This is a genomic window from Dokdonella sp., from assembly GCF_049593775.1.
Lineage (GTDB): Bacteria > Pseudomonadota > Gammaproteobacteria > Xanthomonadales > Rhodanobacteraceae > Dokdonella.
The window spans coordinates 1-24,929 of sequence record NZ_JBAWHJ010000390.1; the positions used below are offsets into that span (position 1 = coordinate 1).

19 protein-coding genes are annotated in these 24,929 nt (G+C 60.9%); 7 read left to right on the forward strand and 12 right to left on the reverse strand.

Annotated features, from left to right (window positions below; all coding sequences use genetic code 11):
- The 9 genes from WBP53_RS13325 to WBP53_RS13365 form a co-directional block, all read right to left on the reverse strand.
- Window positions 1-347, reverse strand: a 347-nt coding sequence (locus tag WBP53_RS13325) for a hypothetical protein (protein WP_423929702.1), incomplete at its 3' end; no start/stop codon positions are given.
- Window positions 331-1,449, reverse strand: a complete 1,119-nt coding sequence (locus tag WBP53_RS13330; RefSeq protein ID WP_423929704.1) for a choice-of-anchor Q domain-containing protein — start codon at window positions 1,447-1,449, stop codon at window positions 331-333. The genes WBP53_RS13330 and WBP53_RS13325, both read right to left, overlap by 17 nt.
- A gap of 170 nt (window positions 1,450-1,619) precedes the next feature.
- Entirely contained in the window at window positions 1,620-4,037 is a 2,418-nt protein-coding gene (locus tag WBP53_RS13335) for a choice-of-anchor Q domain-containing protein (protein WP_423929706.1), read from the reverse strand.
- A 133-nt stretch (window positions 4,038-4,170) separates the two neighbouring features.
- Entirely contained in the window at window positions 4,171-4,821 is a 651-nt protein-coding gene (locus WBP53_RS13340) for a DUF6498-containing protein (protein WP_423929708.1), read from the reverse strand.
- 73 nt (window positions 4,822-4,894) lie between these two features.
- Window positions 4,895-6,448 (reverse strand): protein kinase domain-containing protein, encoded by a 1,554-nt coding sequence (locus tag WBP53_RS13345; protein WP_423929710.1) that lies wholly within the window; start codon window positions 6,446-6,448, stop codon window positions 4,895-4,897.
- On the reverse strand, window positions 6,426-7,007 hold the full coding sequence (locus WBP53_RS13350) for an RNA polymerase sigma factor (RefSeq protein ID WP_423929712.1): 582 nt from the start codon (window positions 7,005-7,007) through the stop codon (window positions 6,426-6,428). Before WBP53_RS13350 ends, WBP53_RS13345 begins: the two co-directional genes overlap by 23 nt.
- 55 nt (window positions 7,008-7,062) lie before the next feature.
- On the reverse strand, window positions 7,063-10,137 hold the full coding sequence (locus WBP53_RS13355) for a CHAT domain-containing protein (protein ID WP_423929714.1): 3,075 nt from the start codon (window positions 10,135-10,137) through the stop codon (window positions 7,063-7,065).
- 323 nt (window positions 10,138-10,460) lie between these two features.
- A complete protein-coding gene (locus WBP53_RS13360; protein WP_423929716.1) occupies window positions 10,461-11,180 on the reverse strand; it encodes a hypothetical protein in 720 nt (239 codons plus the stop codon).
- A 313-nt stretch (window positions 11,181-11,493) separates the two neighbouring features.
- Window positions 11,494-12,039 (reverse strand): DUF4136 domain-containing protein, encoded by a 546-nt coding sequence (locus WBP53_RS13365; protein WP_423929718.1) that lies wholly within the window; start codon window positions 12,037-12,039, stop codon window positions 11,494-11,496.
- Window positions 12,040-12,189: 150 nt separating this feature from the next.
- Between WBP53_RS13365 and WBP53_RS13370 the strand changes: the two genes are divergently transcribed.
- Together WBP53_RS13370 and WBP53_RS13375 are read left to right on the forward strand one after the other, a co-directional pair.
- Window positions 12,190-14,037, forward strand: a complete 1,848-nt coding sequence (locus WBP53_RS13370) for an ABC transporter ATP-binding protein (RefSeq protein ID WP_423929720.1) — start codon at window positions 12,190-12,192, stop codon at window positions 14,035-14,037.
- Between the two features lie 221 nt (window positions 14,038-14,258).
- The gene (locus WBP53_RS13375) at window positions 14,259-15,371 is read left to right on the forward strand and encodes a patatin-like phospholipase family protein (RefSeq protein WP_423929722.1); all 1,113 of its coding nucleotides are present in this window, start codon (window positions 14,259-14,261) and stop codon (window positions 15,369-15,371) included.
- 5 nt (window positions 15,372-15,376) lie between these two features.
- Here WBP53_RS13375 and WBP53_RS13380 read toward each other — a convergent pair whose 3' ends face one another.
- Window positions 15,377-16,159 (reverse strand): dimethylarginine dimethylaminohydrolase family protein, encoded by a 783-nt coding sequence (locus tag WBP53_RS13380; RefSeq protein WP_423929724.1) that lies wholly within the window; start codon window positions 16,157-16,159, stop codon window positions 15,377-15,379.
- Window positions 16,160-16,308: 149 nt separating this feature from the next.
- On the opposite strand from WBP53_RS13380, the gene WBP53_RS13385 reads away from it, so the two are divergent.
- The 4 genes from WBP53_RS13385 to WBP53_RS13400 all read left to right on the forward strand — a co-directional run bounded on the left by WBP53_RS13385 (window position 16,309) and on the right by WBP53_RS13400 (window position 19,872).
- A complete protein-coding gene (locus tag WBP53_RS13385) occupies window positions 16,309-17,172 on the forward strand; it encodes a DMT family transporter (RefSeq protein WP_423929726.1) in 864 nt (287 codons plus the stop codon).
- Window positions 17,173-17,290: 118 nt separating this feature from the next.
- A complete protein-coding gene (locus tag WBP53_RS13390; RefSeq protein WP_423929728.1) occupies window positions 17,291-17,857 on the forward strand; it encodes an ATP-dependent zinc protease in 567 nt (188 codons plus the stop codon).
- A 12-nt stretch (window positions 17,858-17,869) separates the two neighbouring features.
- The gene (rimK, locus tag WBP53_RS13395; RefSeq protein WP_423929730.1) at window positions 17,870-18,775 is read left to right on the forward strand and encodes a 30S ribosomal protein S6--L-glutamate ligase; all 906 of its coding nucleotides are present in this window, start codon (window positions 17,870-17,872) and stop codon (window positions 18,773-18,775) included.
- Window positions 18,775-19,872 (forward strand): succinylglutamate desuccinylase/aspartoacylase family protein, encoded by a 1,098-nt coding sequence (locus WBP53_RS13400; protein WP_423929732.1) that lies wholly within the window; start codon window positions 18,775-18,777, stop codon window positions 19,870-19,872. The genes rimK and WBP53_RS13400 overlap by 1 nt, the downstream gene beginning before the upstream one ends.
- 121 nt (window positions 19,873-19,993) lie before the next feature.
- On the opposite strand, the gene WBP53_RS13405 is transcribed toward WBP53_RS13400, so the two are convergent.
- Window positions 19,994-20,245, reverse strand: coding sequence for a hypothetical protein (locus WBP53_RS13405; RefSeq protein ID WP_423929734.1), 252 nt, complete (start codon window positions 20,243-20,245; stop codon window positions 19,994-19,996).
- 305 nt (window positions 20,246-20,550) lie between these two features.
- On the opposite strand from WBP53_RS13405, the gene WBP53_RS13410 reads away from it, so the two are divergent.
- Window positions 20,551-21,162 (forward strand): M15 family metallopeptidase, encoded by a 612-nt coding sequence (locus WBP53_RS13410; protein ID WP_423929736.1) that lies wholly within the window; start codon window positions 20,551-20,553, stop codon window positions 21,160-21,162.
- A gap of 41 nt (window positions 21,163-21,203) precedes the next feature.
- On the opposite strand, the gene WBP53_RS13415 is transcribed toward WBP53_RS13410, so the two are convergent.
- Window positions 21,204-24,797, reverse strand: a complete 3,594-nt coding sequence (locus WBP53_RS13415) for an indolepyruvate ferredoxin oxidoreductase family protein (RefSeq protein WP_423929738.1) — start codon at window positions 24,795-24,797, stop codon at window positions 21,204-21,206.
- Between the last annotated feature and the right edge of the window lie 132 nt (window positions 24,798-24,929).

Sequence of the window (24,929 nt, forward strand, 5' to 3'; positions counted from 1 at the left end):
GCCATCACCCTTTCACTCTCGCCACCATCGAGAACCGTATCGCCGGTATCGCGGCGCGAACTGCAATCGGTGTTCCATCCGCCTGAGACGGTGAGGTCGTGGGATTCGAGCGAAAAAAACTGAAAGCCGCCGTCAGGGACTTTGAATGTGCCGGCCCGTAGTCTGATCTCGTCGTCTTCGCCATTGCTCTGGAATGATTTGAGCCAGAATGAAAGCGCCGCACTGTTACCACCCACCAGGCAGACGTCGAAGGCCAGGGCACCGCCAGCCGGAAGCATGCTGATCGCCAGACAGAGTGCAGAACGCCCCATGAAACCCGTGATCCGGCGGCTAGTCGAAATCATCATCGAAGATCACGTCGGAAAGTTCATAGGCCCCCACATCGACGATGCCGCCCTGGATGCGTGTGAAGCCTTCGAAATCCACTGAGCTCAGCCCGCCAGGGGCGGCGTTGATGCCTCCATTGATCAATGGCGAGGTGGGTACGAGTCGGTAGCTCGGCGGCGATCCACCTGAGAAACCCGGGTCGATACTGACATTGCCGGCACTCAGGATGCTGGCAGTTCCGGTGAGCTGACCGATGTCGTTGTTGTAAAGCACTGCGCCGCTGTCGATGTGCAGGTCGGGGCTGGAATTTCCCCACAAGATATTGTTGCTTAGGAAGACGGAATCCGTTGACGCCGTACCGACCTGTACGCGAAAACCGCCGGCAAGCGCGCCATCTCCCCCGTTTCCGCTTGCGGTGTTGCTGGTGATGTAGGCCACGCTGGCGTTCCCGTTGAGAAAGATCGCAGCCGCACTCGCCATACCCCCGGCATTGTTGACGAATAAGTTGTTGCGGATGCGCAGCTCGCCGTTCTCGGTCGCCGCCGACAACGCAGCACTGCCGCTGTCGAAGCCGGGTTCAGTATCGGCATTGCTGAAGAATGCACACTGCTCGACCGTCACATTCCTGCCAAAGTTGGCCAGTCCGTTGATTTGCAGCCCTGCCGAGCCACTCGTGCCGTCGCGTCGGCCGTTGGCGAACAGGAGGCGTCGCACGGTCAGGTCACCGTCGTCACTGTAGAGCTGCATGATTCGCGAGGCACCTGAACCATCGAGTACGGTATCGGCAATACCCCGAATGGAGGTGCAGCCGGCATTCCACTGTCCGGAAATGCTGAGGCTGTTCGATTCGGTGGAGAAGAACTGGAATCCGCCCGAACCTGCTGGAACGACAAAAGTACCGCCCCGCAAACGGATTTCGTCATCCTGGCCGTTGCTGCTCATCGCGCCCAGCCATATTTCGAGCGACGCACTGTCTCCGCTGTCGATACAGATGATGGCGGCCTGGCTTGAGCCGCAAGCCAGGCAAGCGAGAAGCAAGCCCATGGCCTTTGACCCCGCGAATGACGCAATACTCATCATGCGTGGTGCCAGGCGGCTGGCTGATTCTGAATGAAAGATCATGGCGCGCTCCGCTTAAGGGGTGTGACATCCTCATCAACGAAATGCAGGTGTTGTTTCGCACACACGGCGGGCTTGGGTGCGCCTGAAAGCGCCGCGCATTTCGACCCCTGGCCTGCGGACAGGTCTCCTTCGGCAACACCAGGGCTCACTTGATCTGGGCTCCCGAGACCTCAATCGAAATCGTCAGCAAAGATCAGATCCGAGCTGTCGTAAGGGACGCAGGCGGAGAACTCGGAAGTGTTGCCGCTGCTGTCGGTAGCCGTTGCACTGATCCAGCCGCCGAGCGATGCGCTGGCAATCTGGACAGTTGCCGCGAAGGCCTGAGTTTGCTGACCCGGCAGGTTCGGCAGTGTGAGTTGCAAGGCACCAATGGACGTGGCGCCTTCGCCATGACCCGAGGCATCGCAGGACGTGTTCATGAAAAACTCGATGCGGTACTCGCCGCGTGTGCTGCTCAATGTCCCGCGGACGCTTCCGCTGGCGTCTCCGCCAATGGCGCTACTGAGGGCAGGGAAATTGACCCCTCTGTTGGCGTAGTCGGCAGGCACGGAATCGGCGTCATTGTCATTCTGATTGACGCCGTTGGCTGCCAGGTCGATGCCCAGCTCTCCATTGCTGTAAATGCGGTTGCCGATGATCGTGTTGCGCTGGCCGGACTGAACGGCAACGCCGTCGCCACCATTTGCGGCGATGATGTTGCCGGTATCGCGCAAGGTGCCGCCGATGCGACTGTCGTGAGCACCCGCGCCGATAATCACGCCGGCTGTGCCGTTGCCCCGCGGGAACGTACCGGATGCTGTATTGCGGCTGACGCCGATGTTGTTGTCCGTGATGATCGTGTCGGAGGTTTGCGCGCCGCTGATCAGCACCCCGGAGAGCGTGTTGCCCGAAATCACGCTGCTGAAGATCTGGGTGCCCACGCCGTTCTGCACGAACACGCCGACATTGTTGGGTGCAGCGGCCAAGCCGTTGGGGTCGGTACCGATATAGTTGTTGCCGATCTCGACGTTGTCGCTGCCGTCGATGAAAATTCCGGCGAAGCTGCTGTTGGCGATGGTGTTGCGTAGCGCCGGGGAACTGATTCCGCCGATCTTTGCGCCTTTGCTTCCGGGGCCGGAATATACGCCGATGCTGTTGCTTGGCAGGGGTTCGCCAAATCGATTCCCCTGGATCAGATGACCATCGCCGTCGGCAAGTTCAATGGCGTTTCCAAAGCCTCCGAAGCCGATGCCACGAAGTATCAGGAAGGTGTCGCTGCCGGCCGGAACCTTGATCGCATGGCTGAGGCTGCCGACCTGGGAACTCTTCCTGAGTTGAATGCAGATGGTTGCATTGTTGCCATCCACCAGGGTGTTCGCGCTGCTGCCGGGCTGGGTTTGTCCGTTGATCAGCAGCAGTCCGTCATCGGTCAATGATGGTAGGGGCGATTGCAGGAAGATGCTCTGCGGACACGAGCCCGGAATGTTGAAGGTGATGATTTGTGCGTTGGGCGATGCGTTGGCCGTGATGATGGCCTGGCGCAAGGTGCCGGGACCGCTGTCGTTGGGGTCGGTCACGCTGAGTACGGCGATATTGGAAATATCGGTCTCGAAAGCACCGCGATCAGGCGCGCTGCCAATGACTCGCGAGTTGCCTTCGATGTCGGTGGAGGGAAGTCCGCCCGGAACAGAATTGCTGCCCGTGTTTATAGCCGGTGAGCCGGGTTCGGCCGGCCTGCCATCCGCCTGCAACTGCGGGTTGGTGGTGACGTTGTTGCTGCTGCCGGGGCTTAGGCCACCGCTGCCGTCAAAATTGATCTCGCCCCAGTTGTTGCCGATCGCCAGGACAGAGCTCGCATTCTCGACGAAAACATCGTCGCCGGCGTTCCCGTAGATGATGTTGTTGTACAGCTCGATGAACGAGCCTTCTTCAACCAGGCGACCCAGATACAAGCCCTTCTCCACGGAACCTGTAATTGTATTGTGGACCATTCGTAGCGGCGGCGGGTTACCGTCATCGCCAAATTGCATGACGCCACGCCCACCCCGCACGAGGTTGTTTTCAAGGATGACGGCGTGACAGAGATTACCGATGGCCAGGCGAAGACTTGAGGATGATCCATCAAAAATACTTCGACGAACCACGAACTTCTGCCCGGACGGCGTGCAGCCATTTGCAACGTAGTCCACCATTCTCACTTCCTCGACGTTGGAAAATCGAATCTGCTGGATCGTGATATCGGTGGAAGTGGCGATGAATACCCACGTGGAAGACTCTGCGCCGAAGCCGTCGATCACCGTTGCGTAGGGATCACTACCGCGCACGGTGCAACCGGAATTCCAGTCGCCGCTGAGGAACAGGTCGCCTCCAAATGCATTCTCGTATGACACTCCGTTCGGCAAGTTGTAGGTCCCTGGCCGCAGACGCAGGGAGTTGCTGCCGGGCGTGAACTGGGAAAAAAGCAGGGCATCGGTCAGTTCGGAAGGTGTGCTGATGCAATAGTCTTCTGCGCGAGCCGGTGATACGGCTGCCAGGATGGCGGACAGGATCAAGCCAAAAAGCACGCGCGATGACCGCTCGCGCGAAACCATTTGATTGCAGGGTGCCATGACAGTCTCCGTTTCCAGGGGGGCTGTCAGGTACAACGACGAAGTGCGGGCCGATAGCACATGAGGAGGTGACGGTCGGTCTGGATGGATGTTCCGAGCACTCAAGAAGTGCTGCGGGTATTCCACGAACTTACTAGTCCAGCGCGCGCCAACAGGCAGCCAGATCAACCAGCAGCTTCACCGATACAAGCACCACGAGTGCCCAGATGGGCTCGCCGTACCAGGCCGCAATGATTCCGCCCCCGACAAGCAGAACCTGCAGGATTACGACGCGTCTGATCGGTCCCATGCCGAGACTGTCGATGGTCTCGCGCCGACGCCCGCCGCCATAGAGGTAGCGTCGAACGAAGGAAATTGCATGGCTGAAAAGAATGGCTGCGAGAGCCCACCAGAACACCGACAACTGCGCATGACTCGAGAATCCGTCGCTTTGCGACAGCGTGCCCGAATCAAAGCCGATGAAGAAGTAGCCCAGCACGAGCGCCACGCCTTGCAACAGGGTGAAGCCGCCGTAGAAGATCGGGAAAAACTCGATGGCCAGCTTGTCATCCTTGCTGCGTGGACGCTTGGCCGGGTTGCAAAGCAGCAGCTTGCTGAAGTGGACGATGCCGATGATGAGGTTCTCCAGCCAGAACAGTGCGATCACCTCGCTGAGCGACCATGCGCCGTTCACGACCTGATGGAGCGGAATCAGGTTGGCGAGTACAACGATGATCAGGTCCGACCGGCGCCTTGTGCGACTCTGCGCCGGCAGGGTTACCCGGACAAGGCGTGGCGTGTTCACTCGACGAGCTGCAAGGAGGGCGAAGTCATGACAAGGATCCTCTTGCAACAGACATCAGCAGTTGCGCAAAAACCTACTCTGCTGGAAGCCTGAGCAACACGACTTCGACGTCTTCGCGGTTCTGGTAGGGCGATACAAGGCTGTCCAGATCCAGCGCTGGGCCTTCAGGTGCATTTGCCAGACCGCCCACGCCGCGCAGTCGCTGGTCCCGATGCGTTGAAGATTGACCGGCACGCGGCCAGTTGGCCAGTGAGCTTTCCAGCTGGTGGAGTCGTTCGGCGGATGCGATGACCGCAAAGCGTTCCTCGCTGCTGCTCGAATCCACTTGCCAGTCGACGCGTTGACCATTTACCTGCCCAGGCAGCTCGACAGTGTCATGAGAACGAATCGGATTCTGATCCGGAGTCAGCGGATACAGCAGGTGGCGATTGCCGCGATCATCCTGATTGAGTACATAGACGAAAATTTCGCGGTTCGGTGCAAGACGAAGCGACAACGGCGCTCCGATCTGCAATGGACGTTGTACAGGCTGCGCAGCACCGGCGGAATCCCGCGTCATCAATGCGACGTCCTTGAGCATGGCTGGCGAGCTGGAAAAAGCGCGCCAACCTGCCCATGCCATCATTGCAAGAATCAGACAGGCAGCGATCATCCAAGTGGCGGGGTTGCGGGCAACTACCGGCATGGCGTTTGCAATCGATGCTGAACCGGCAGCGGTCAGTCCCGTCGAAAATACGCCGGCTGATCGTGGTCGTCTTCCGGGGTCGGCCGAACAGGCGGCTTCCACGCATCCGACCAGGGCCTGTGGCAAATCCGGGCGCCGATCCAGCAGCCGCTGGCCGGCGTCTGCGGCATCCGGTAACTGGCCGACAAGCAGGTATCTCAGTGTCATTCCCAACGCATAGACATCGGTAGCGATGCTCGGCGATCCACCTTCCAGCAACTCGGGAGCGAGGTAGGGCAACGACCCGGTGGCCAATGATTCCGCGCCGAGTTCTCGCGATGATCCGAAATCGAGCAGAACGATACGCCCGCCGATTTCGCGCAGGATGTTGGCGGGTTTGATATCGCCGTGGATCAGTCCGGCCCCATGCACGGCAGCCAGCGCTGCGCACAGGGATTCTCCGACCGCGATCAGCTCGCCCGAACCCAATGGGCCTTGCTGCACGATCCACTGTTGCAGCGATTGCCCTTCGATTCGTTCGAACCAGATGCCGGCTCGGCCCTCGTGTATTTCAGCGCCGTGGATCGCAACCACGTTCGGATGGCTGATTCGCGACAGGCGACGGGCTTCGCTGATCCATTGCCGTGCCCGGCTGCCATCGACACGTGCCAGCTTGAGGGCGACCTCGCGCTGCAGCAGCGGGTCGAGGGCGCGATAAACCGTGCCAAAACTCCCTTCACCCAGCGGTCCAAGCAGTCGTAGTGGTCCCCAGGTTTCGCCATTCGAACAGTCCGGCGCGTCCTGCCGATTGCTTCGATAGGTGCGTGAAATCGTATCGAGCAATTGCAGTGCGGCGCGCCGGTTGGACTCGGGTGCTTCAATCGATGCCGGCCACTGGATCGGCTCGCCGTCGCAGATTCTTTCAGCGAGTGTCTTGCCTTCAGGTACGGAGCTGTTCGACATCGATGATCTCCGCCAGTTGTTCGATCGCGCGACTGATGCGCATGCGCGCGGCATTGGCCGAAGGCAGGCCCAGGTCGATAGCGATCTCTGCGTACTCGTAACCGAATTCCAAGCGCATCAGGACGGCCTCACGGTCGAGCGCCGGCAGTTCTGCCAGCGCAGCTTCATAGGCCTTGAGTGCCTGCTCGCCGACGGCTGACTCCAGCGGCGAGCCGCTACCGGCCAGCGTGCCGATGTCATCAAGCGGAGCGCGATCTGGCGCGCGCCCCACACGACGCATCTCGTCACGCAGCTGGTTGAGGAAAATGGTTCGTAGGAAAGCAAGAAAGGCCCCTTCGCGTTCGGGAACGAAATCGTCCAGATGAGATAACGCTCGAACGAGTGTCAATTGCACAAGATCGTCGGTTGCCGCATTTTCGCGAGCATGCTGGGGCAGGCGACCACGTGCCCAGTTGCGCAGGATCGGAAGAAACCGGCGCATCAGTTGCTCACGCGCAGCATGGCTGCCGGTTCGGCACAGACCCAGAAGATCGGCGGTGGATTCAGAGACGGGCGACATGAGCCTAGCTTAGCGCGACGGGCTGCGAAATTTGGTTCATCGACCCACGGTTCAGCTAGTTGCCGGTGGCCACGAATCCTGCCCAGTGGATGGGATTGAGACTTGCGTTGGCGGCGCGGCGCGCAGCGAGTACTTCAGCGGTCGCAGCCCAGGCAGCCAGCCCGCTGCGCTGATCGCTCGCTGCGAGATGGGAATAGAACGCTCGCATCCAGACCCGAGCATCCTCGTCGCTGACCTTCCACAGGCTGGTGACAAGGCTCTCCACACCAGCCAGCCGGAACGCGCGTCGCAGACCGAGTACGCCTTCAGTTGAGGTCAGCGTGCCAAGTGCCGTATCGCAGGCCGACAGTACCGCGAGTTCAACACCGCGCAGGTCGAGCATGGCGATTTCCTCGGCGGCGAGGATGCCGTCGTCGGCTGTCGGCAGTGCCGCGCGCTGATTGGCATTGGCCAGTGCAAGGCCCGCCAGCGTCACGGTCTCATGCGGTGCGCGCGCGACCAGCGACCCCACGCCACGCAGGAGGCCGGTGTCGGTTATGCAAGTCTGGGGATCCACGAAAAAGGCGTGCGTGGCGAGATGCAGCACGCGTTTTCCGGGCGCTTCGCGACGGAAGTGTCGCTCACTGGCGCTCTTGCCAACGTGTGCCGTAACCGTTTCGTCGGGTCGCCAGGCTGGCCATTCCCGCTGCAACTCGGCGACTTCCGCGAGACTGCCGGGCAGAATGGAAAACTCATGTTCGGCGAACGAGGCACAGGCATTGAGAGGCATTGCTGTGGCCAGCTCTCCAAATTGAGCGCCGCCAAGCGCGAGCAGGCCGTTGCTGCCGCCTGGAACCGGACTTCTCGCCCGCGCCGTCGCCACCGCAGTGGTCAATTCGGCCTCACGATGCAGCAGCCGGATCACCGGGCCGCGCTCGACAAGGAACTGGCCATCCCCGGCAGGTAGCGCAGCCCATGGCAACAGATGCAGCGCACCCGTGGGAATCACGAAAAGTTCACTGGCACCGTCACTGGCTGCCAGGACCGGTTGCAGTACGCGATCTGACAGTTCGCTACCGGCATGGTTCGAAGAGAGTGCTTCTCGCCACTGGCGCAGCCGCGCATCGATCTCCACGACAGGTCCGAGATCCACTCTCAGAGGTCCATGCTGCTTCCCAACAATCAATGCAGAGTAGTGATCGAGACCGTCCTCCTTGCCAACCACGAAGCTGACCAGTCGCTGCTTGTCGCTCAGCTGGCTGCGCAATGAATCCAGAGTGGGCGCGTCTTCGATCGGCATGGCGCTCATCGACTTTGCGAGTGCGCGCTCGGCTCCCTCGCGTTCGCTGCGGGCCGTGGCCAGTTGCTTGCGCCAGGCCTCCTGATTGCCGCCGTCTGCGTTGAGCAAAAGCAGGCGAACATAGCGGTCGCTACTGGTTTGCAGCGCGTGTGCTGCATCCATGGTGAGTGGATCTTCAGATGCCTTGCTCAAGGCGATACGACCTGCGACGCGCCGAAGGACGAGATCATGCATGGCCAGAAGTCGATTCCAGGCCGGCGCAAGTGGTACGCGCCCGGGATATTGGCCGGCCAGAGAAAGTGCCAGGTTCAGCGCCGGTACGTCGTCATCGGCATAGCGTAGTGCCTCGGACTCGCTGAGCCCGAACGTGGTCTCCGACAGCACATGCAGACGCACATCGACGGCACGCAATGCCATCGCCGCTGCATTCTCGATCCTCGAATGTGCGAGCTGGGCCTGGGCTGATCTTGTCATCAGTCCTTCGAGATCAGGATGCCTGGCACCGTAGTTTCCGACGATCTCGTCGAGCGCATCTTGCGCAGCCCCCAGGCGACTGGCGTCGCCGAGTTCGACCTGCAGCATGGCTACAGCGAACTTGCTCTTGGCAGTCAGTGCGTCGCCTTTGGGTCGTGTCCTGCTCCTTTCGGCGAGAACCAGCTCATGCAGGGCCAGCGAAGCTGCACGGTCGCCAAGATTGCGTTCGATCTCGGCCAGCATGTAGCGACCATCCTGCCAGGAGTGAGAGGTATAGTTCTGCTCGGTCATCAGCGCCAGTGACTTCCGGATCAGCGGCTTCGCGGCGCGATAGTCGCCACGATCAGCCGCCATGCCGGCCAGCCCTGACCAGGCAACGAATTGCTTGTAAAAGTCACCATTCTCTTCCGCGATCACCAGCACCTTGCGGTAGGCGCGTTCTGCTCCGGCGTCGTCACCCATGCGTTCCAGAAGGTGAGCGAGCTGAACGTTTCCGGCTGAAAGATTGGCGTGCCCGGGCGGCAACAGGCGCTCGCGTATCGCCACTGCCTGCTCGATCAGTGGCTTTGCCTTGAGGTATTCACCGCGGATGGTCGAAAGGGAGCCAAGTGCAAGCATCGACTGCGCGGTGTCGGTGTTGGCGGTGCCCAGAACCTTCAGGCGAATGTCGAGGCTACGTCGGTAGAGCGGCAGGGATTCGTCATAGCGGCCGCGATCGGCCAGGCTGAATCCCAGCAGGAGCGCCGTCGTCGCTATTTCGGGATCGTTGTCATCAAGCAGGTCTTCCTGCATCGCCAGTGCGCGGTAGAGCAGCTCAAGTTCTTCGTCGTAGCGCCCCTGACTGAAAGCGATCTGGGAAAGATTGCGCATGGCCACGGCGAACAGAGGATGCGTGGGTCCGTGCCGTTCGACAATGAGGGCTTGCGCCGCTTCGATCCGCTTGCGTGCAGAATCGAGCTGGCTTGCCTTGCGCTCGAACATGGCAATTTCCAGCAAGCGTTCGGCGCGGCAGTCGGGCACCTCGTCGCACAGTTCCAGCGACTGTTGCAATTGCTCGGTGACAGTCGCTTGCTGGCCTTGTGCCATCTTCAATCGGGCATTGAGGAAAATCGCGTCGGAGCGGTCGCGCCGTGTCCCGAGCCGATTGATCGCCTCCATGGCTTCGGATGAGAGTTCAAGCGCTTCGGTCGATCGCGTCTGGTCAAGACGTTCGGAAACAAGCAGTGCACATCGTGCAGCTTCGAGTTCGCCGAGGTCCATGCGCTGCTCGTGCAGGCGTGCTGCAACACCCTCGATCGGCTCGGCTTCGAGAAGCGCAGCTATGCTGCATTCTGCCTGAGCGGTCCGTCCAGACAGGCAAGCGAAGAGGGCCGGCAATGAAGCTCGAAGAAGAAGTTTCGGCTGCAGCATGCCCGTGAGTATGCGACTGTCACCCGGCCATTCCAAACTTGTTCTGACACAGGCCTCGGCGTGCCGAAAGCGCCATTGTCCAGACCTGCTTGCGCCGCTACCTTTCGGACATCCTGCTGCGAGCCTGTCGCCAGTGAGATGAGCACGGTTGTACGCGAACCTCGAGGGTGGATCTCTTGTGCCTGTCGGCGACGCGGTTGCGCGTTGAAGATTTCCGATCCGGTCGACGAAGCCGGACAAGAAAACACCCCGCGAGCGGGGCGTTTTCGTGGTGCTGGCAATCGGCCAGATCAGTCGATCGTGTATTCCTGCAATGTCACCGGCAGGCCTGACCCGCCGGCTGCCGCGATGATCTTGATGTTGCCGAATGCACCAAGGCTGGCGATATCAACCGGCTCGGCGGCGCCGCAACTCGGGGCCCTGAGGTAGGTGATGCCGGTGCCGGTAGCATTGGAGCCAAAGACCACGGCGCTGTTTGCAGCTGTCAGGTCGGGCTCGAACAGTTCGATGACCAGATTCTTCGTCGCCGGATCATCAATGACGGCTGCGGGAGCGATCGGAATGATGTTCTCGGTGAGCGCAGCTCCATCAGCGGCGCTGAATGTCGCCGAGCCAATTTGCGTCAGCGCTGCAAGGGTCAACGGTACACCGTCTGCAATCGTGTAGACGCGAATCTCGAGGCCACCGACCGGGTTGCCAGGCGTACCTGAAGTCGCGCGCTCAATGCCAATCTGCACGGTCGCGACTGTCGAATTGGGATTGGTGCCCGGGGCAAATACAAAGCGCCGGTAGTAGCTGTTCTCGGCGGTCGTCACCAGGCCTGTGCCGCCGCATGCGACGGTTCCTGCAACCGGGGTGCAATCCGTGTTGTAGGAAAGGAAGCCGGGGCCGGTCGGGCAAGCGGCCGCGGGGGCGCTTGGCTGGCTGGTCGATGATGTCTGCAGCGAGGCAGCATTGACTCCACCTACGAGGAGCATTCCCATCGACAGGGAGAGTAGGGTCTTGCGCATTGTCTGGATCTCCGATTGGTTATGTGGGTACATCAAGGGCTTTGGGGCACCGCGCGAGGGCGGATCTGGGGCCACTGCCTCGCAACTCTCGTTCTCGTCGGGTGCGAGTTCACAGCCGCCCAATTATACGCTCGATTCCTGCCTGTCCATGGGCCATTGGTCCGGGCCGCCGGCTTGAACTTGTTCAGGCTGGACTTCGCCGAGCAGGTGGCCTTATCGAGGCGGTGTGGTCCAACGGGCCGTTGGACCCCGCCATGCAGTGAAGAGCGTGAGACGGCCCCGGCGACAGGCCGGGACCATCGAGACGAACTGACTACTTGGAAGCGGCGCTACCCGGAGGGAAATCGACGAACATCTTGGCGATGCCGGCGTCAATCTTTGCGTTCTGGGCCTTGGTCGAGCTGGGTACGGTGGCCGTGGCCGTTCCGCGCCAGATTGCCTGTTTGGTGCTGGTGTCGAACATGTCGAGGACCAGGGTGCCGACATCGTAGGTGTTGACTACGGTCTGCGCGCTGCCCATGCCCATTCCCACGCCTCCAACGCCGCGCCAGCCCCAGCCGCCGTATCGGCTGCCGGTGTAGAAGGTGTCCATGGTCTGCTTCTGTCGTGTAGCCACGTGTGCGACGAGAGTAACCTCGCCTTCGGCGGACTCCGTCCAGCCCTTGGCCTGCAGCTGCGCGTTGACGTCGGAGACGATGCGCTGTCCGGCCAGGGGGTTGCCGGTTTCCGGCTTGTCACCCCACGTATAGCTGCGGTATTTCGAGAAATCCGTGCCGGGTGCAGTGTCGGTGGTGGTCGTGGGCGTGCTTGCGCAAGCGGCGAGCATCAAGGGGACCAGAAGCATGGCAACGCGTTTCATTGGCGTGAACCTTTAAGTTGGGGAAGTCGATGTTGATGCAGATTCCGGGGCCGCGCAAGAACGACACCGGATTCCGGCGGGAGGTTTCGCAGGGCGAAATCGTCCCCATATCGTGCGCTTGCGGAGCGATGACAGGGCTGGGTTGATTTGATGAGCGCGCACAAGGGCCGGCAAAATTCAGGGAAAACCGACTTCAATCGTGGTTTTCGCGGCGCATTCCGATTCAGTGCCCGTGCCGTGCAGCTGGTCTGGTCGACCAGCCGCGCGCTGACCATTGGTCTGGCCCTGCTCACCCTGATCGCTGGTCTGCTGCCGGCGGGGATCGCCTGGGTCGGCGCCCAGATCGTCGACAGCGTGGTGGATACCGCGCGAGCCGTGCAGGTCGACCCCGCCACCTCACTGGTGCCGCTGTTCTGGCTGGTCGCGCTGGAGTGCCTGCTGGTGGTGGCGATGGCGGCCGCACAACGCGGCATATCGTTCTGTCAGTCATTGCTGCGCGCCCAGTTGGGGCAGCGTGTCAACGTGATGATCCTGGAGAAGGCGCTGACCCTGGATTTGTCGCACTTCGAGGATTCGGAGTTCTACGACAAGCTCACCCGTGCGCGCCGCGAAGCCTCAAGTCGACCGCTGTCGCTGGTCAATCGCACGTTTGGCCTGGCCCAGAACCTGATCGCGCTGAGCAGCTACGCGGTTCTGCTGATCAGCTTCTCGCCATGGGCGATGGCCGTATTGCTGCTGGCCGGTCTGCCCGCATTCATGGCCGAGGCCAAGTTTTCAGGGGATGCATTCACGCTCTTCCGCTGGCGCTCGCCGGAAACGCGGATGCAGTTGTACCTGGAAACCGTGCTGGCCCGCGAAGACGGCGCGAAGGAGGTCAAGCTGTTCGGTCTTGGACCGATGTTGCTGGATCGCTACCGCAGTATTTTCCACAAGCTTTACAGCGCGGATCGTCGCCTGACCCTGCGCCGTGACAGCTGGGGTCTCGGACTCGGCCTGATCGGTACGCTCACGCTCTACGGTGCCTACGCATGGATCGCCTTCACGACAGTGATGGGGCGCATCACGCTTGGTCAGATGACGATGTACTTCATGCTGTTCCGGCAGGGACAGTCCTCGGTTTCTGCGATTCTTTCCTCGATCGGCGGCATGTACGAGGACAACCTCTATCTGTCGACCCTTTACGAGTATCTGGAAACGCCCGTGCGCGCATCCAGTGGCACGGCCGTGAAGGGCGCCGATCACAGCGATGGCATCCGCTTCGAGAACGTCAGCTTCACCTATCCGGGATCGGAGACGGCGGCACTGATCGACATCAACCTGCATATCCGCCCCGGAGAATCTCTCGCCCTGGTTGGTCAGAACGGTTCCGGGAAGACCACCCTGATCAAGTTGCTGACCCGGCTCTACTCGCCCGATAGCGGCCGCATCCTGCTCGATGGTACGGATCTGGAGGAGTGGGACGAGACTGCCCTGCGCCGACGTATCGGCGTGATCTTCCAGGATTTTGCACGCTACCAGATGCGCGTCGGAGAAAATGTCGGTGCCGGCGACGTGTCCAATTTCGAGGACGAAGCACTGTGGCGCGAGGCCAGTGAAAAGGGCATGGCCAGCGAGTTCATCGACAAGCTGCCCGATGGCTATAACACCCAGCTCGGAAAATGGTTCAACGATGGTCGCGAACTGTCCGGTGGCCAATGGCAGAAGATCGCGCTTGCACGCGCCTTCATGCGATCGCAGGCCGATATCCTCGTGCTCGATGAGCCGACTGCAGCCATGGATGCCGAAGCCGAGGCGACGATCTTTGAACACTTCCGCGCCATGTCGAAGAATCGCATCGTGATCCTGATCTCTCACCGTTTCTCGACCGTGCGCATGGCCGACCAGATCATCGTCATCCAGGAAGGTCGCATCATTGAGCATGGAAGTCACGCCGAACTCGTGCAGCAGGAGGGCCACTACGCCCATCTGTTTTCGTTGCAGGCCAAGGGCTACCAGTAGCAAGTCGATCAGTTTCGATGTCGAGCTGCAGGCATCAAGCTGCTGCCAGAGTGTTCTCGGCACAGGGGCCGATATGAAGCAGATGCCATCGTTGGGAATACAAGGCACAGGAACGTTTCACGCGAACGTCGGCGCAGCAAGCGCGACATTGCCGTATTGTTCGCAGAACCCGCTTGCAGCGTGCGACCACGCAACCGGTTTTTGACAAGGCAAAATATCTCATGGCGAATACTGGCAAGCGATCACCTGGTCCGAGGCGGCATTCAACAGCCGGACGTAACGTCAAGGCATCATCCAAATCCGCCACGAAGTCCATCAACCTGGCGCTTCAGGGTGGCGGTTCGCATGGCGCCTTCACCTGGGGTGTGCTCGATCGCCTGCTTGAGGACGGCCGGGTCAGTTTCGACGGTATATGTGGCACCAGTGCCGGAGCGATGAATGCGGTGCTGCTTGCGCACGGATTGATGAAAGGTGGGCGTGACGGCGCCCGAGCGAGCCTGGCGAATTTCTGGGAGCGTGTTGGCAAGCTCGGCGCGACGCTCAATCCGATCGCAGCGATGGCTGGAACCAATCCGCTGACGACCGCGAGTGCGGACCCGCTACTGGCTGCGCAGCTGTGGGTCGGAGAGTCATTCACACGTACGTTTTCACCGTATCAGTTCAATCCGCTCAATCTGAATCCGCTGCGTGATCTGCTTGCGTCGTGCGTCGATTTCGAGGCGCTGCATCACTGCGGTGAGGTAAAGCTGTTTCTTTGCGCGACCAACGTGCGCAGCGGCAAGGTACGCATTTTCGACAACAACTCGATGTCGGTGGATGCGGTAATGGCATCGGCGTGCCTGCCGCATCTGTTCCAGGCGGTCGAGATCGATGGCGAGCATTACTGGGATGGCGGGTATATGGGAAATCCCGCGCTCTACCCGTTGTTCTACGAGACCGGCACTCGCGATGTCGTCGTGGTCATGGTCAATCAGATGCGGCGCGATGAAGTGCCGACCACGCCGGCCGAGATCGAGGATCGCGTCAACGAAATCAGTTTCAACTCCTCGCTGATGCGGGAAATGCGTGCAGTCGAGTTCGTTACCCGCCAGCTCGGAGAGGGCTGGCTCAAGCCCGAGTACGCCAAACGCATGCGCCACATCCTGGTCCACCTGATCCGTGCGGATGCGTTCATGGGTACGCTGTCGGCGGCGACCAAGATCAGCACCGATATCAAGTTTCTTGCGGGCCTGCGTGATCTGGGTCGTGCCAGCGCGGAGCTATGGCTGGACCAGCACCATGCTGCGCTGGGCAAGCACGGCACAGTAGATTTGCGCAAGGAGTTCCTCGATTGACCCGCTCAGGCCGGCGCCTGTTTCATGGATTCGAATACCAGGCTGCAGCAGGTGACCGCGCCCTCTGCTTTCTGCAATTCGGATACATCAATCGGGTTGACATGAAAGCCGATTGACTCGATACGCTGCTGCGTTCGCGGAAAGCACGCGGGCATCACGATTTGCTCGCCAACGCGCAGGACGTTGGCAGCATGTGCCTCTTCGGGATCAACTTCGATGACGCGAAAGCCGTCGAACGAGTCGCGATCAAGCCAGGCCGGTTGCACGATGATGGTCTGGTCATCAAGCGACGTCACCGCCGACTTGAGGTGCAGGCAATCGCGGATCGGAACGGCGTGCACCGCATAGCCAAAGCGGGCGAGCAGGCTGCGCAGCTGATCGATCCCCTCGGCATTGCTTCGACCTGACTGGCCCACGTACACGGTGCGACCGATTCGCAACACGTCACCACCATCCAGTTGTCCTGGGGTCTCGATGCGCAGCAACGGTCGATGCCGCTCGAGCGCCACCACCATCGACTCAGTTTCAGGTCGACGCGAGGCGGCACCCGGACGTGTCATGATGGCGACCTCATCCAGCACGATGGCGACGTCTTCGACGAAGACCGAATCCGCCAATTGCGGCATGGCTTCAAGCTCGATCGACGCGCAACCGAGAGTGGCCAGCAGCTTCACGTAGGTCGCGTGCTGACGCACGGCCAGTTCAATATCAATCGGCTCGCGTGCAAGATGGGTAAGCTCGCAATCGGCGAGGCGGGGGCTGATCTTTCGGGTAAGGGCAATCAACATTGGTCGGCTCGATTCTCTGCATCTGGCTTTCGCGTTGATGCATGTTTGCACGGATCTGCGAAAGCGATCCTTGTTACAGTCCACCAGATCAGGCGCGCGGAAATCCGCGCGCATCGCCAATCCGACCCTCGAACAGCCAGTAAATCTCCATGTCACGCAGTCCAGACACTGCTCCGTCACTGCCGCGGCTGATTGCCCTGACGTCACTGGCCATGCTCGCTTTCGCGGGGAATTCGCTGTTGTGTCGCGCAGCACTGAAGGATGCCGCGATCGATCCAGCAAGCTTCACCGCGATTCGCCTGGTGTCAGGCGCACTCGTGTTGATGCTGCTTGGAATCCGCCGCATGCGTGGCCAGGGCGTGGGTGGTAGCTGGCTCTCGGCATCCGCGCTGTTTGTCTACGCCGCAGGATTTTCGATGTCCTATGTATCGCTGTCTGCGGCCACGGGTGCATTGCTCCTGGTGGGTGCCGTGCAAGTCAGCATGATCATCGCAGGCCTGGTCATGGGCGAACGGCTCAGGGCAGCGCAGGTTGGCGGACTCGTGCTGGCGATGACGGGCCTGCTCGGATTGCTTGTGCCCGGGTTGTCCCGGCCACCATTGATGGGTGCGTTGTGGATGTTTGCTGCTGGCGTTGCCTGGGGAATCTATTCGCTGCGCGGCCGCGGGGGTGGCGATCCGCAATGGATGACGAGCGGAAACTTCCTGCGTGCGGTTCCATTTGCACTGGCATTCAGCCTGATGCAAGTGGATGCAACCAGTATCCAGCCACAGGGAATCGCCTACGCGGTTGCATCGGGCGCCCTGGCATCGGGGTGCGGCTATGTCGTCTGGTATTCGGTGCTTCCGTGGCTGAAATCGACACAAGCCGCCACAATCCAGCTCAGCGTGCCTGTGCTGACTGGCGTTGCCGGAGTGCTCTTGTTGGGCGAGCCGCTGAGTCTGCGACTGATCCTGGCAGGGTTGGCCATATTGACCGGAATAGCCCTTGTGCTGGGCAAGGGAGCACGCTGATGGCGGAACGCAATCTGCCCGGCATCCCTGCCGATCGCCGCATAGCTTCGCCTTGCAGGTTCGTTCCGCGACAGGTGAGCCGCGTATAGTGCGATCTCATGAAGTGTCCGGGCCAACCATGCGAAAAGTCGCCGACCCTCACCTGAGCCGATCCAGATCCACAGGCGAAACCAAGCCGTTGCGCGTGGTTGGCAACAAGCTGGTTCTTGGCTGGAAGGAGTCTGTCGTCTTGCCGGACCTTGGCAACATCCGGTTGCCGGCAAAGCTGGATACCGGTGCGCGAACTTCGGCGTTGCATGCGGTAGGAATGAACTACAGCAAGAGTCGTTCCGCGATGTGGATCGAGTTCGAGCTTCCCGATATCGACCAGGCACTGCGCCACCGTTTTCGCTTGCCGGTTGCCGAGCACCGGAGCGTGAAAAGTTCGACGGGCATGGCACAGATTCGACCGGTCGTGATCCTGACACTTCGCCTGGCTGATCAGGTCTGGTCGACTGAAGTCACCTTGACTGATCGCTCCGACATGGAGTTGCCCATGTTGATCGGGCGTTCGGCATTGAAAGGAAAATTTCTCGTCGATCCGTCCCGCACGCGATTGGCCGGGCCGATCAGTTCGACAAACCATGTCGGTGCGCCGGTCCGCAAGACGGTCATCAAGAAACCAGAACGCACGCCCCAGACCTGACCGGAAAACCCAATGAAGTTCATCATGCTGGCACGCAATGCCAATCTGTACACGCACCGGCGACTGGTCGAAGCGGCGGAAGCGGGCGGACATACGCTGGATATCGTCAATACCCTGCGCTGTTACATGAATATCACTTCTCATCGACCCGAGGTGTACTACAACAGTCAGAAGCTGACCGGCTACGACGCCGTGATCCCGCGCATCGGCGCATCGATCACATTCTACGGCCTGGCCGTGCTGCGCCAGTTCGAGATGATGGGGGTGTATCCGCTCAACGAATCCGTGGGCATCGGCCGTTCGCGCGACAAGTTGCGCTCGATGCAATTGCTGGCACGCGACGGAATCGGCTTGCCGGTAACCGCCTTCGCGCAAGATCCCAAGCAGACCGAGGAAGTGCTCAAGGTCGTTGGCGGTGCTCCTGTGGTGATCAAGTTGCTCGAAGGCACCCAGGGTATCGGCGTGGTGCTGGCCGATACGCCACGTTCCGCGAAGTCCGTGGTCGAGGCGTTTCGAGGCGCACACGTCAACATCCTCGTGCAGGAGTTCATTAAGGAAGCTGGCGGCGAAGATATCAGGGCACTTGTGATTGGCGGGAAAGTGGTTGCTGCAATGCGTCGTCGCGGCGCCGAGGGTGAGTTCCGCTCGAATCTGCATCGCGGAGGCAGTGCGCAGCCCATCAAGATCACCGCGGAAGAACGCTCGACTGCAGTTCGTGCAGCGAAAACCATGGGCTTGAATGTCTGTGGCGTTGACATGTTGCGATCCAATCACGGCCCGGTCGTGATGGAAGTCAATTCATCACCGGGACTGGAGGGCGTCGAAAAGGCGACCGGCATTGATGTGGCGGGCCAGATCATCACGTTCCTCGAGCGCAACGCGCGCCCCGGCAAGACCAAGACCAAAGGCCGCGGGTGATGGCAACAAGCGCCGACACGCCATCAGCCTCGGGCAGCCGAACGCGGATCAGGGCGAGTCGAACCTTTTTCGAGATCGGTGGCGTCAGCATTTCGGCCGGCGCACGCCAGACAGTAGAACTTCCAGTGAGCGTGCTGGCCAACCACATACCGGTCAGCTTGCCGGTTCATGTCATCCACGGACGCAAGCCGGGGCCTGTCGTGTTTCTTTCCGCCGCAGTTCATGGCGACGAAATCGTTGGCGTCGATATCATCAGGCGCGTACTGCAAAACCCCGCAATGAACAAACTGTCCGGGACGCTGCTGGCCGTTCCTATCGTCAACGTCTTCGGTTTCCTGAACCAGTCGCGCTACCTGCCGGACAGACGCGATTTGAACAGGTGCTTCCCAGGATCGGAGCGTGGCTCGCTGGCAGCCCAGCTGGCCGACCTGTTTCTCAACGAGGTCGTGCGCCGATGCGAGTTCGGAATCGACCTGCACAGCGCCGCGCAGCACCGCATGAATCTCCCGCAGATCAGGATCAGCCCGGACAGCTCGGTGCGGCTCAGGGAGCTTGCACGTGCCTTCGGAGCACCGATTACGCTGACTTCAAGCGTCCGCGAGGGTTCATTGCGTGCCGCCGCAAAGGCGGCGGGCGTGGAGACCTTGTTATACGAAGCTGGCGAGGCCCTGCGCTTTGACGAGCTGCCGGTTCGAGCGGGCGTGCGTGGCATCAACTCGGTACTGCAACACCTGAACATGTTGCCGGGTCGATCGTCCAGCGAACGCCGGGCTGCGCCAATCGAGGCCTCGGAAACGCGTTGGGTGCGTGCACCTCGAGGCGGGCTGCTGCGTACCTTCAAGACGATAGGAGAAGCTGTAGAGAAGGGTGATCGCCTCGGTATTGTCGCTGATCCATTCGGCGACAGCGAAATCGACGTGCTGGCCACCGGCAAGGGTCTTATCGTTGGGCGTACCAACCTTCCACTGGTGAATCGTGGTGATGCGCTGCTCAATATCGCCTACATGAATGATCCGGACTGCGCCGAGGAGCATGTCGTCGATGTTCATGACTCGCTTGGGACTGATCCCTACTTCGAAGACGACGAGATGTCCTGACCTGGGTGATCAGTTGAACACAGTAGCGTTCGCTTGAACTGGAACCAGGCATGCCCGATCGCACGGCCCGAGCGCGATGAATCAGCGTAGCGACCAGACCTGTGCGTACACCGTATCGGGATCAGGCGCGGTTTGCACAGCCCTGCTGCTTGCGGAATCGCTGCAACGAATTGTGCAAGGCTTCGCTGCGGTCACGCATCAGCTTCAGCTTGGTGCGAGCGGTAATCACGCGGACTCTGAACTTTTCACTCTGCTGCCATTCACCGGCAGGTAGCGCCTCGCTGGAGGAAACAGCTGCGGTCGAAACCGGCACTGCCTGCTTGAGCTGACGTAGCGCTGTGGCGAATTCATCCACGTTGAATTTGGCTGGCATGATGGGATCCTCGGCTACGCAATTGCCTGGTTGAATTGATATGGAAGCGGGTTTCGCGCTGCCAGGCTGGCCGTACATTTCGAATTGGGGAATGTTCAGTTCGTCCAGCATGTTCATCGCACGTCTCCAATGTGCCCAATGAGCGGACGTGAATGTGTGACCGCCGCCACGAGAACGGGTTCCGGTCCCGCCGGGTGGGTCGGCGATTGCCACTAAACCTGATGCAGCGATGCCTTGAAACTGCGGTTTGGCCTGGGCGGGTACCGGCGTATGCTTGGAATCGGTCGAACTCAGGGAGATGAGCCATGCAGATCGAGGAAATGGTGCGTGCCGTGCAGGAAAAGCTCGGCGTCGGCGTGGATGGACGCGCCGGTCCGCAGACCTGGGGTGCGATCTACAAGCGAATCGTGGATCGGGGCTCTCCGCTCGATAGTGCGCTGAATGACCCGGAGGACCGGGCAAACCAGCGCAGCGAGAAGGTCATCTCCACCCTGCATCCGCGCGTGCAACCTTATGCCCGGGCGCTCTACTTCAAGGCCAGGGGCCATGGCCTGACCATCAACATCATTGGTGGACAGCGCAGCTATGAGGAGCAGGATCTGCTGTATGCGCAAGGTCGGACTCGCCCAGGCAACGTCGTTACCAATGCCCGCGGCGGCTATTCAAACCACAACTTCGGGATTGCGTTCGACGTCGGCCTGTTCGAGCGCAACGCGTATCTCGGCGAATCGCCGATGTACAAGGCGGTGGGCACCCTTGGCGAGGAACTCGGCCTCGAATGGGGTGGTAGCTGGCGAACCATCGTCGACCAGCCACACTTCCAGTTGCGACCCGAATGGGCGATCAGCCTGACCGAGCGGCAGATGCTGGCCGAGCTTCGCGCCCGTGTTGCCGCGGACATCGACGCGTTTTCGTGATCGAGCAGGGCCGGCAAGCAACGACCGGCCACCGCCATGGATCAGGCCGCGTTCCGCCCGACTGAAGGATTGCGCCACGCGCTGAGCAGGTCATCCTGGCGCTTCATCGCATCAGCGTGGAAGCGCTCCTTGATGTGACCGTAGCCACGGATATGTTCCGGCACGGAGGCGATGTCGACAGCGAGAGCGTGATTCTCGCTGTCGAGGCCGGCCAGCAGCTCATCGACCTGCTTGAAGTAGTCGGCGATCAGCTGACGTTCCATCTTGCGTTCGGCGGTATAGCCGAACACGTCGAGCGCGCCACCGCGCAAGCCCTTCAGCTTGGCCAGTACGCGGAACGCCTTGAACACCCACGGGCCATACTCGGCCTTGCGCAGGTGGCCTTCGGCGTCCTTCTTCGCCAGCAGCGGTGGAGCGAGATGGAAATGGATCTTGTAGTCGCCTTCGAAGGTTTCGCGGATCTTCTTCTCGAAATCGCCGCTGGTGTAGAGGCGTGCGACCTCGTACTCATCCTTGTAGGCCATCAGCTTGAACGCATAGCGCGCGACGGCCTGGGTGAGGCTGGTGAAGGCCGGGGTCTTCTGTTGTTCGCCGTTGCGGACCTTGTCGACCAGCGCCTTGTACTTGCTGGCGTACTCGGCGTTCTGGTAGCCGGTCAGGAATTCGATACGACGTGCGATTTGATCGTCGAGCGAGGTGCTCAGAGCCAGATCATCCAGAGCCTCGGCTCCCTGCGGAGTTGAAACACCATCGGAACCGGGCTTGCTGCCGGACGGATGCATCGGCAGGTTGAGTGGAATGGAGCCCGAAGGCAATTTGGCTGCGCCAACGTTGGCGGCCTTGCGCACGACAGCGACATCGTGGGCGCCCATGCGGCCCCAGTTGAACGCCGTCTTGTTCATTTCAATCGCTGCACCATTGAGCTCGACGGCACGCATCAGCGAAGCCAGGCTCACCGGCACCCAGCCTTTCTGCCAGGCATAGCCGAGCATGAACAGATTGGCCGCGATCGTGTCGCCCAGCAGGGCCGTGCCGAGCTGGGTCGCGTCGATCAACTCGGGTTCGCCGCCTTCCAATGCGGTGCGCACGGCATCGATGATCTTCTGTGCCGGGAACTGCATGTCCGGCTTGGTGGTGAAGGTGCCTGGCATCGCCTCGTAGGTGTTGAGGACGACATTCGAGCGCTTGGCCCGGATCTTCGACAACGCCCAGTAATCGTTGACCACGACCATGTCGCAGCCGAGCACCAGATCCGCTTCGCCAGCAGCAATGCGCACGGCGTGGATTTCGGTCGGATCCTTGGCGATGCGCAGGTGGCAGGTGACCGCGCCGCCCTTCTGGGCGAGGCCGGTCTGGTCGAGCACGGTGCTGCCCTTGCCCTCGAGATGCGCGGCCATGCCGATCAGTGCGCCGATCGTGACCACGCCGGTGCCACCGATGCCGGTGACGAGGATGTTCCACGGGCGATCCAGATTCGACGCCATGGTCGGCATGGGCAGGCTGTCGAAATCGACTTCGCCGGGACCGGCCTTTTTCGTCTTGCGCAAGCCGCCACCATGCACGGTAACGAAGCTTGGGCAGAAGCCCTTCACGCAGGAATAATCCTTGTTGCAGCCACTCTGGTCGATCTCGCGCTTGCGCCCGTATTCGGTCGCCTTGGGCAATACCGACACGCAGAAGGATTTTTCGCCGCAGTCGCCGCAACCTTCGCAAACCAGCGAATTGATGAAGACGCGCTTCTTCGGATCCTCGAGCTTGCCGCGCTTGCGCCGGCGACGCTTCTCGGTCGCGCAGGTCTGGTCGTAGATCAGCACCGAGGTGCCGGGGATTTCGCGCATGCGCTTCTGCACGGCATCAAGTTCATCGCGGTGAATGAATTCGACACCGGCTGGAAAGATTTCAGGCTTCGCCCACTTTTCGATGTCGTCGGAGACGACGATGATCGCCTGCACGCCCTCGGCGCGCATCTGGTGCGCGATATCGGGTACGGTCAGGGTGCCGTCGACTGGCTGGCCGCCTGTCATCGCAACCGCATCGTTGTAGAGGATCTTGTAGGTGATATTGACCTTTGCCGCGATCGCCTGGCGGATTGCCAGTGAGCCGGAATGGAAATAGGTGCCGTCGCCGAGGTTCTGGAAAATATGTTTCGTTTCGGTAAACGGCGCCTGGCCGCACCAGGTCGCGCCTTCGCCGCCCATGTGCGAGAACGTGTCGGTGCTGCGGTCCATCCAGGTCACCATGTAGTGGCAACCGATACCGCCGTGCGCCCGTGAACCTTCGGGTACGGCAGTCGATGTGTTGTGCGGGCAGCCCGAACAGTAGTGCGCGGCACGCGGGAAGTTCGCGCGCGGCAGGGTCAGCTCCTGCTCCTTGGCCTGGATCCACGCGACGCGCGAACGGATCGCCTCGCTCGAGAAGAAGCGGGCGAGGCGCTTGGCGATCACGAGTGCAATCATGGCCGGCGTGAGTTCGTTGGTGCTTGGCAGCACCCAGTTGCCTTCCTCGTCGTACTTGCCGACCACGCTCGGGCGGGTCGACCAGTTGTACATGTATTCCTTCATCTGCGATTCGATGAAGGAACGCTTTTCCTCGACGACGATGACGTCCTCGAGCCCGTCCGCAAACTCGCGAATACCGATGGGTTCGAGTGGCCATGTCATGCCGATCTTGTAGACGCGGATGCCGATCTCGCGTGCATCCTTTTCGTCGATGCCGAGGTATTCAAGCGCCTGCAGGACGTCGAGGTAACTCTTGCCGGTAGTCACGATGCCAAGCCGTGCCTTCGGCGAATCGAGCACGATGCGATCAATGCGGTTGGCGCGGGCAAATGCAGTCGCTGCCTGCACGGCGTACTGGTGCAGGCGCATTTCCTGATTCAGCGGTGGATCGGGCCAGCGGATGTTCAAGCCGCCCTCGGGCAGGATGAAATCTTCCGGCATCACGATGTCGAGCTGATGCGGATTGACGTTGACCGAAGCCGAGGATTCAACCGTTTCGGCAATGGTCTTGAAGCCGACCCAGCGGCCGGTGAAGCGGGACATCGCCCAGCCGAGCATGCCCATGTCGAGGATGTCCTGGACACCGGCCGGATTGAGGATAGGCATCATCGCCGAGACGAATTCGAGTTCCGAGCCATGCGGCAGGGTCGACGATCGGCAGGCGTGATCATCGGCGGCCAGGGCGAGTACGCCGCCGAACTTCGATGTGCCGGCAGCATTGCCATGTTTGAACACGTCGCCACAGCGATCGACGCCGGGGCCCTTGCCGTACCACATCGAAAACACACCGTCGTACTTCGCGCCTTCGAACAGGTTGGTCTGCTGGGTGCCCCACACCATGGTCGCGCCGAGATCTTCGTTGAGTCCCGGGGTGAACTCGATGTTCGAAGCCTTCAGGTGCTTCTTCGCCTTCCACAGCTCGAGATCGAATCCGCCCAGCGGCGAGCCGCGATAGCCCGAGATGAAGCCGGCCGTATTGACGCCAGCGGCGCGATCGCGCATCTGCTGCATCAGTGGCAGGCGGACCAGGGCCTGGACGCCGGACAGGTAGATGCGGCCTTCGCGGCGCGTGTATTTGTGATCGAGCGTGTAATCGGTGTCGATGGCTGGCGCGAGCGAGCTGGCGGGGACGGACATGACGGATACCAATCAATGGAGCGAAGGGAAGAGCGGAATTGTACCAGCGCGACGCATTTGCCACCTGCGGGCGCGGCCGAGTCGCGCTTGGCGGAACGGGCGTTGGGGCAGGACCCGGGCGAGGTCCAGGGC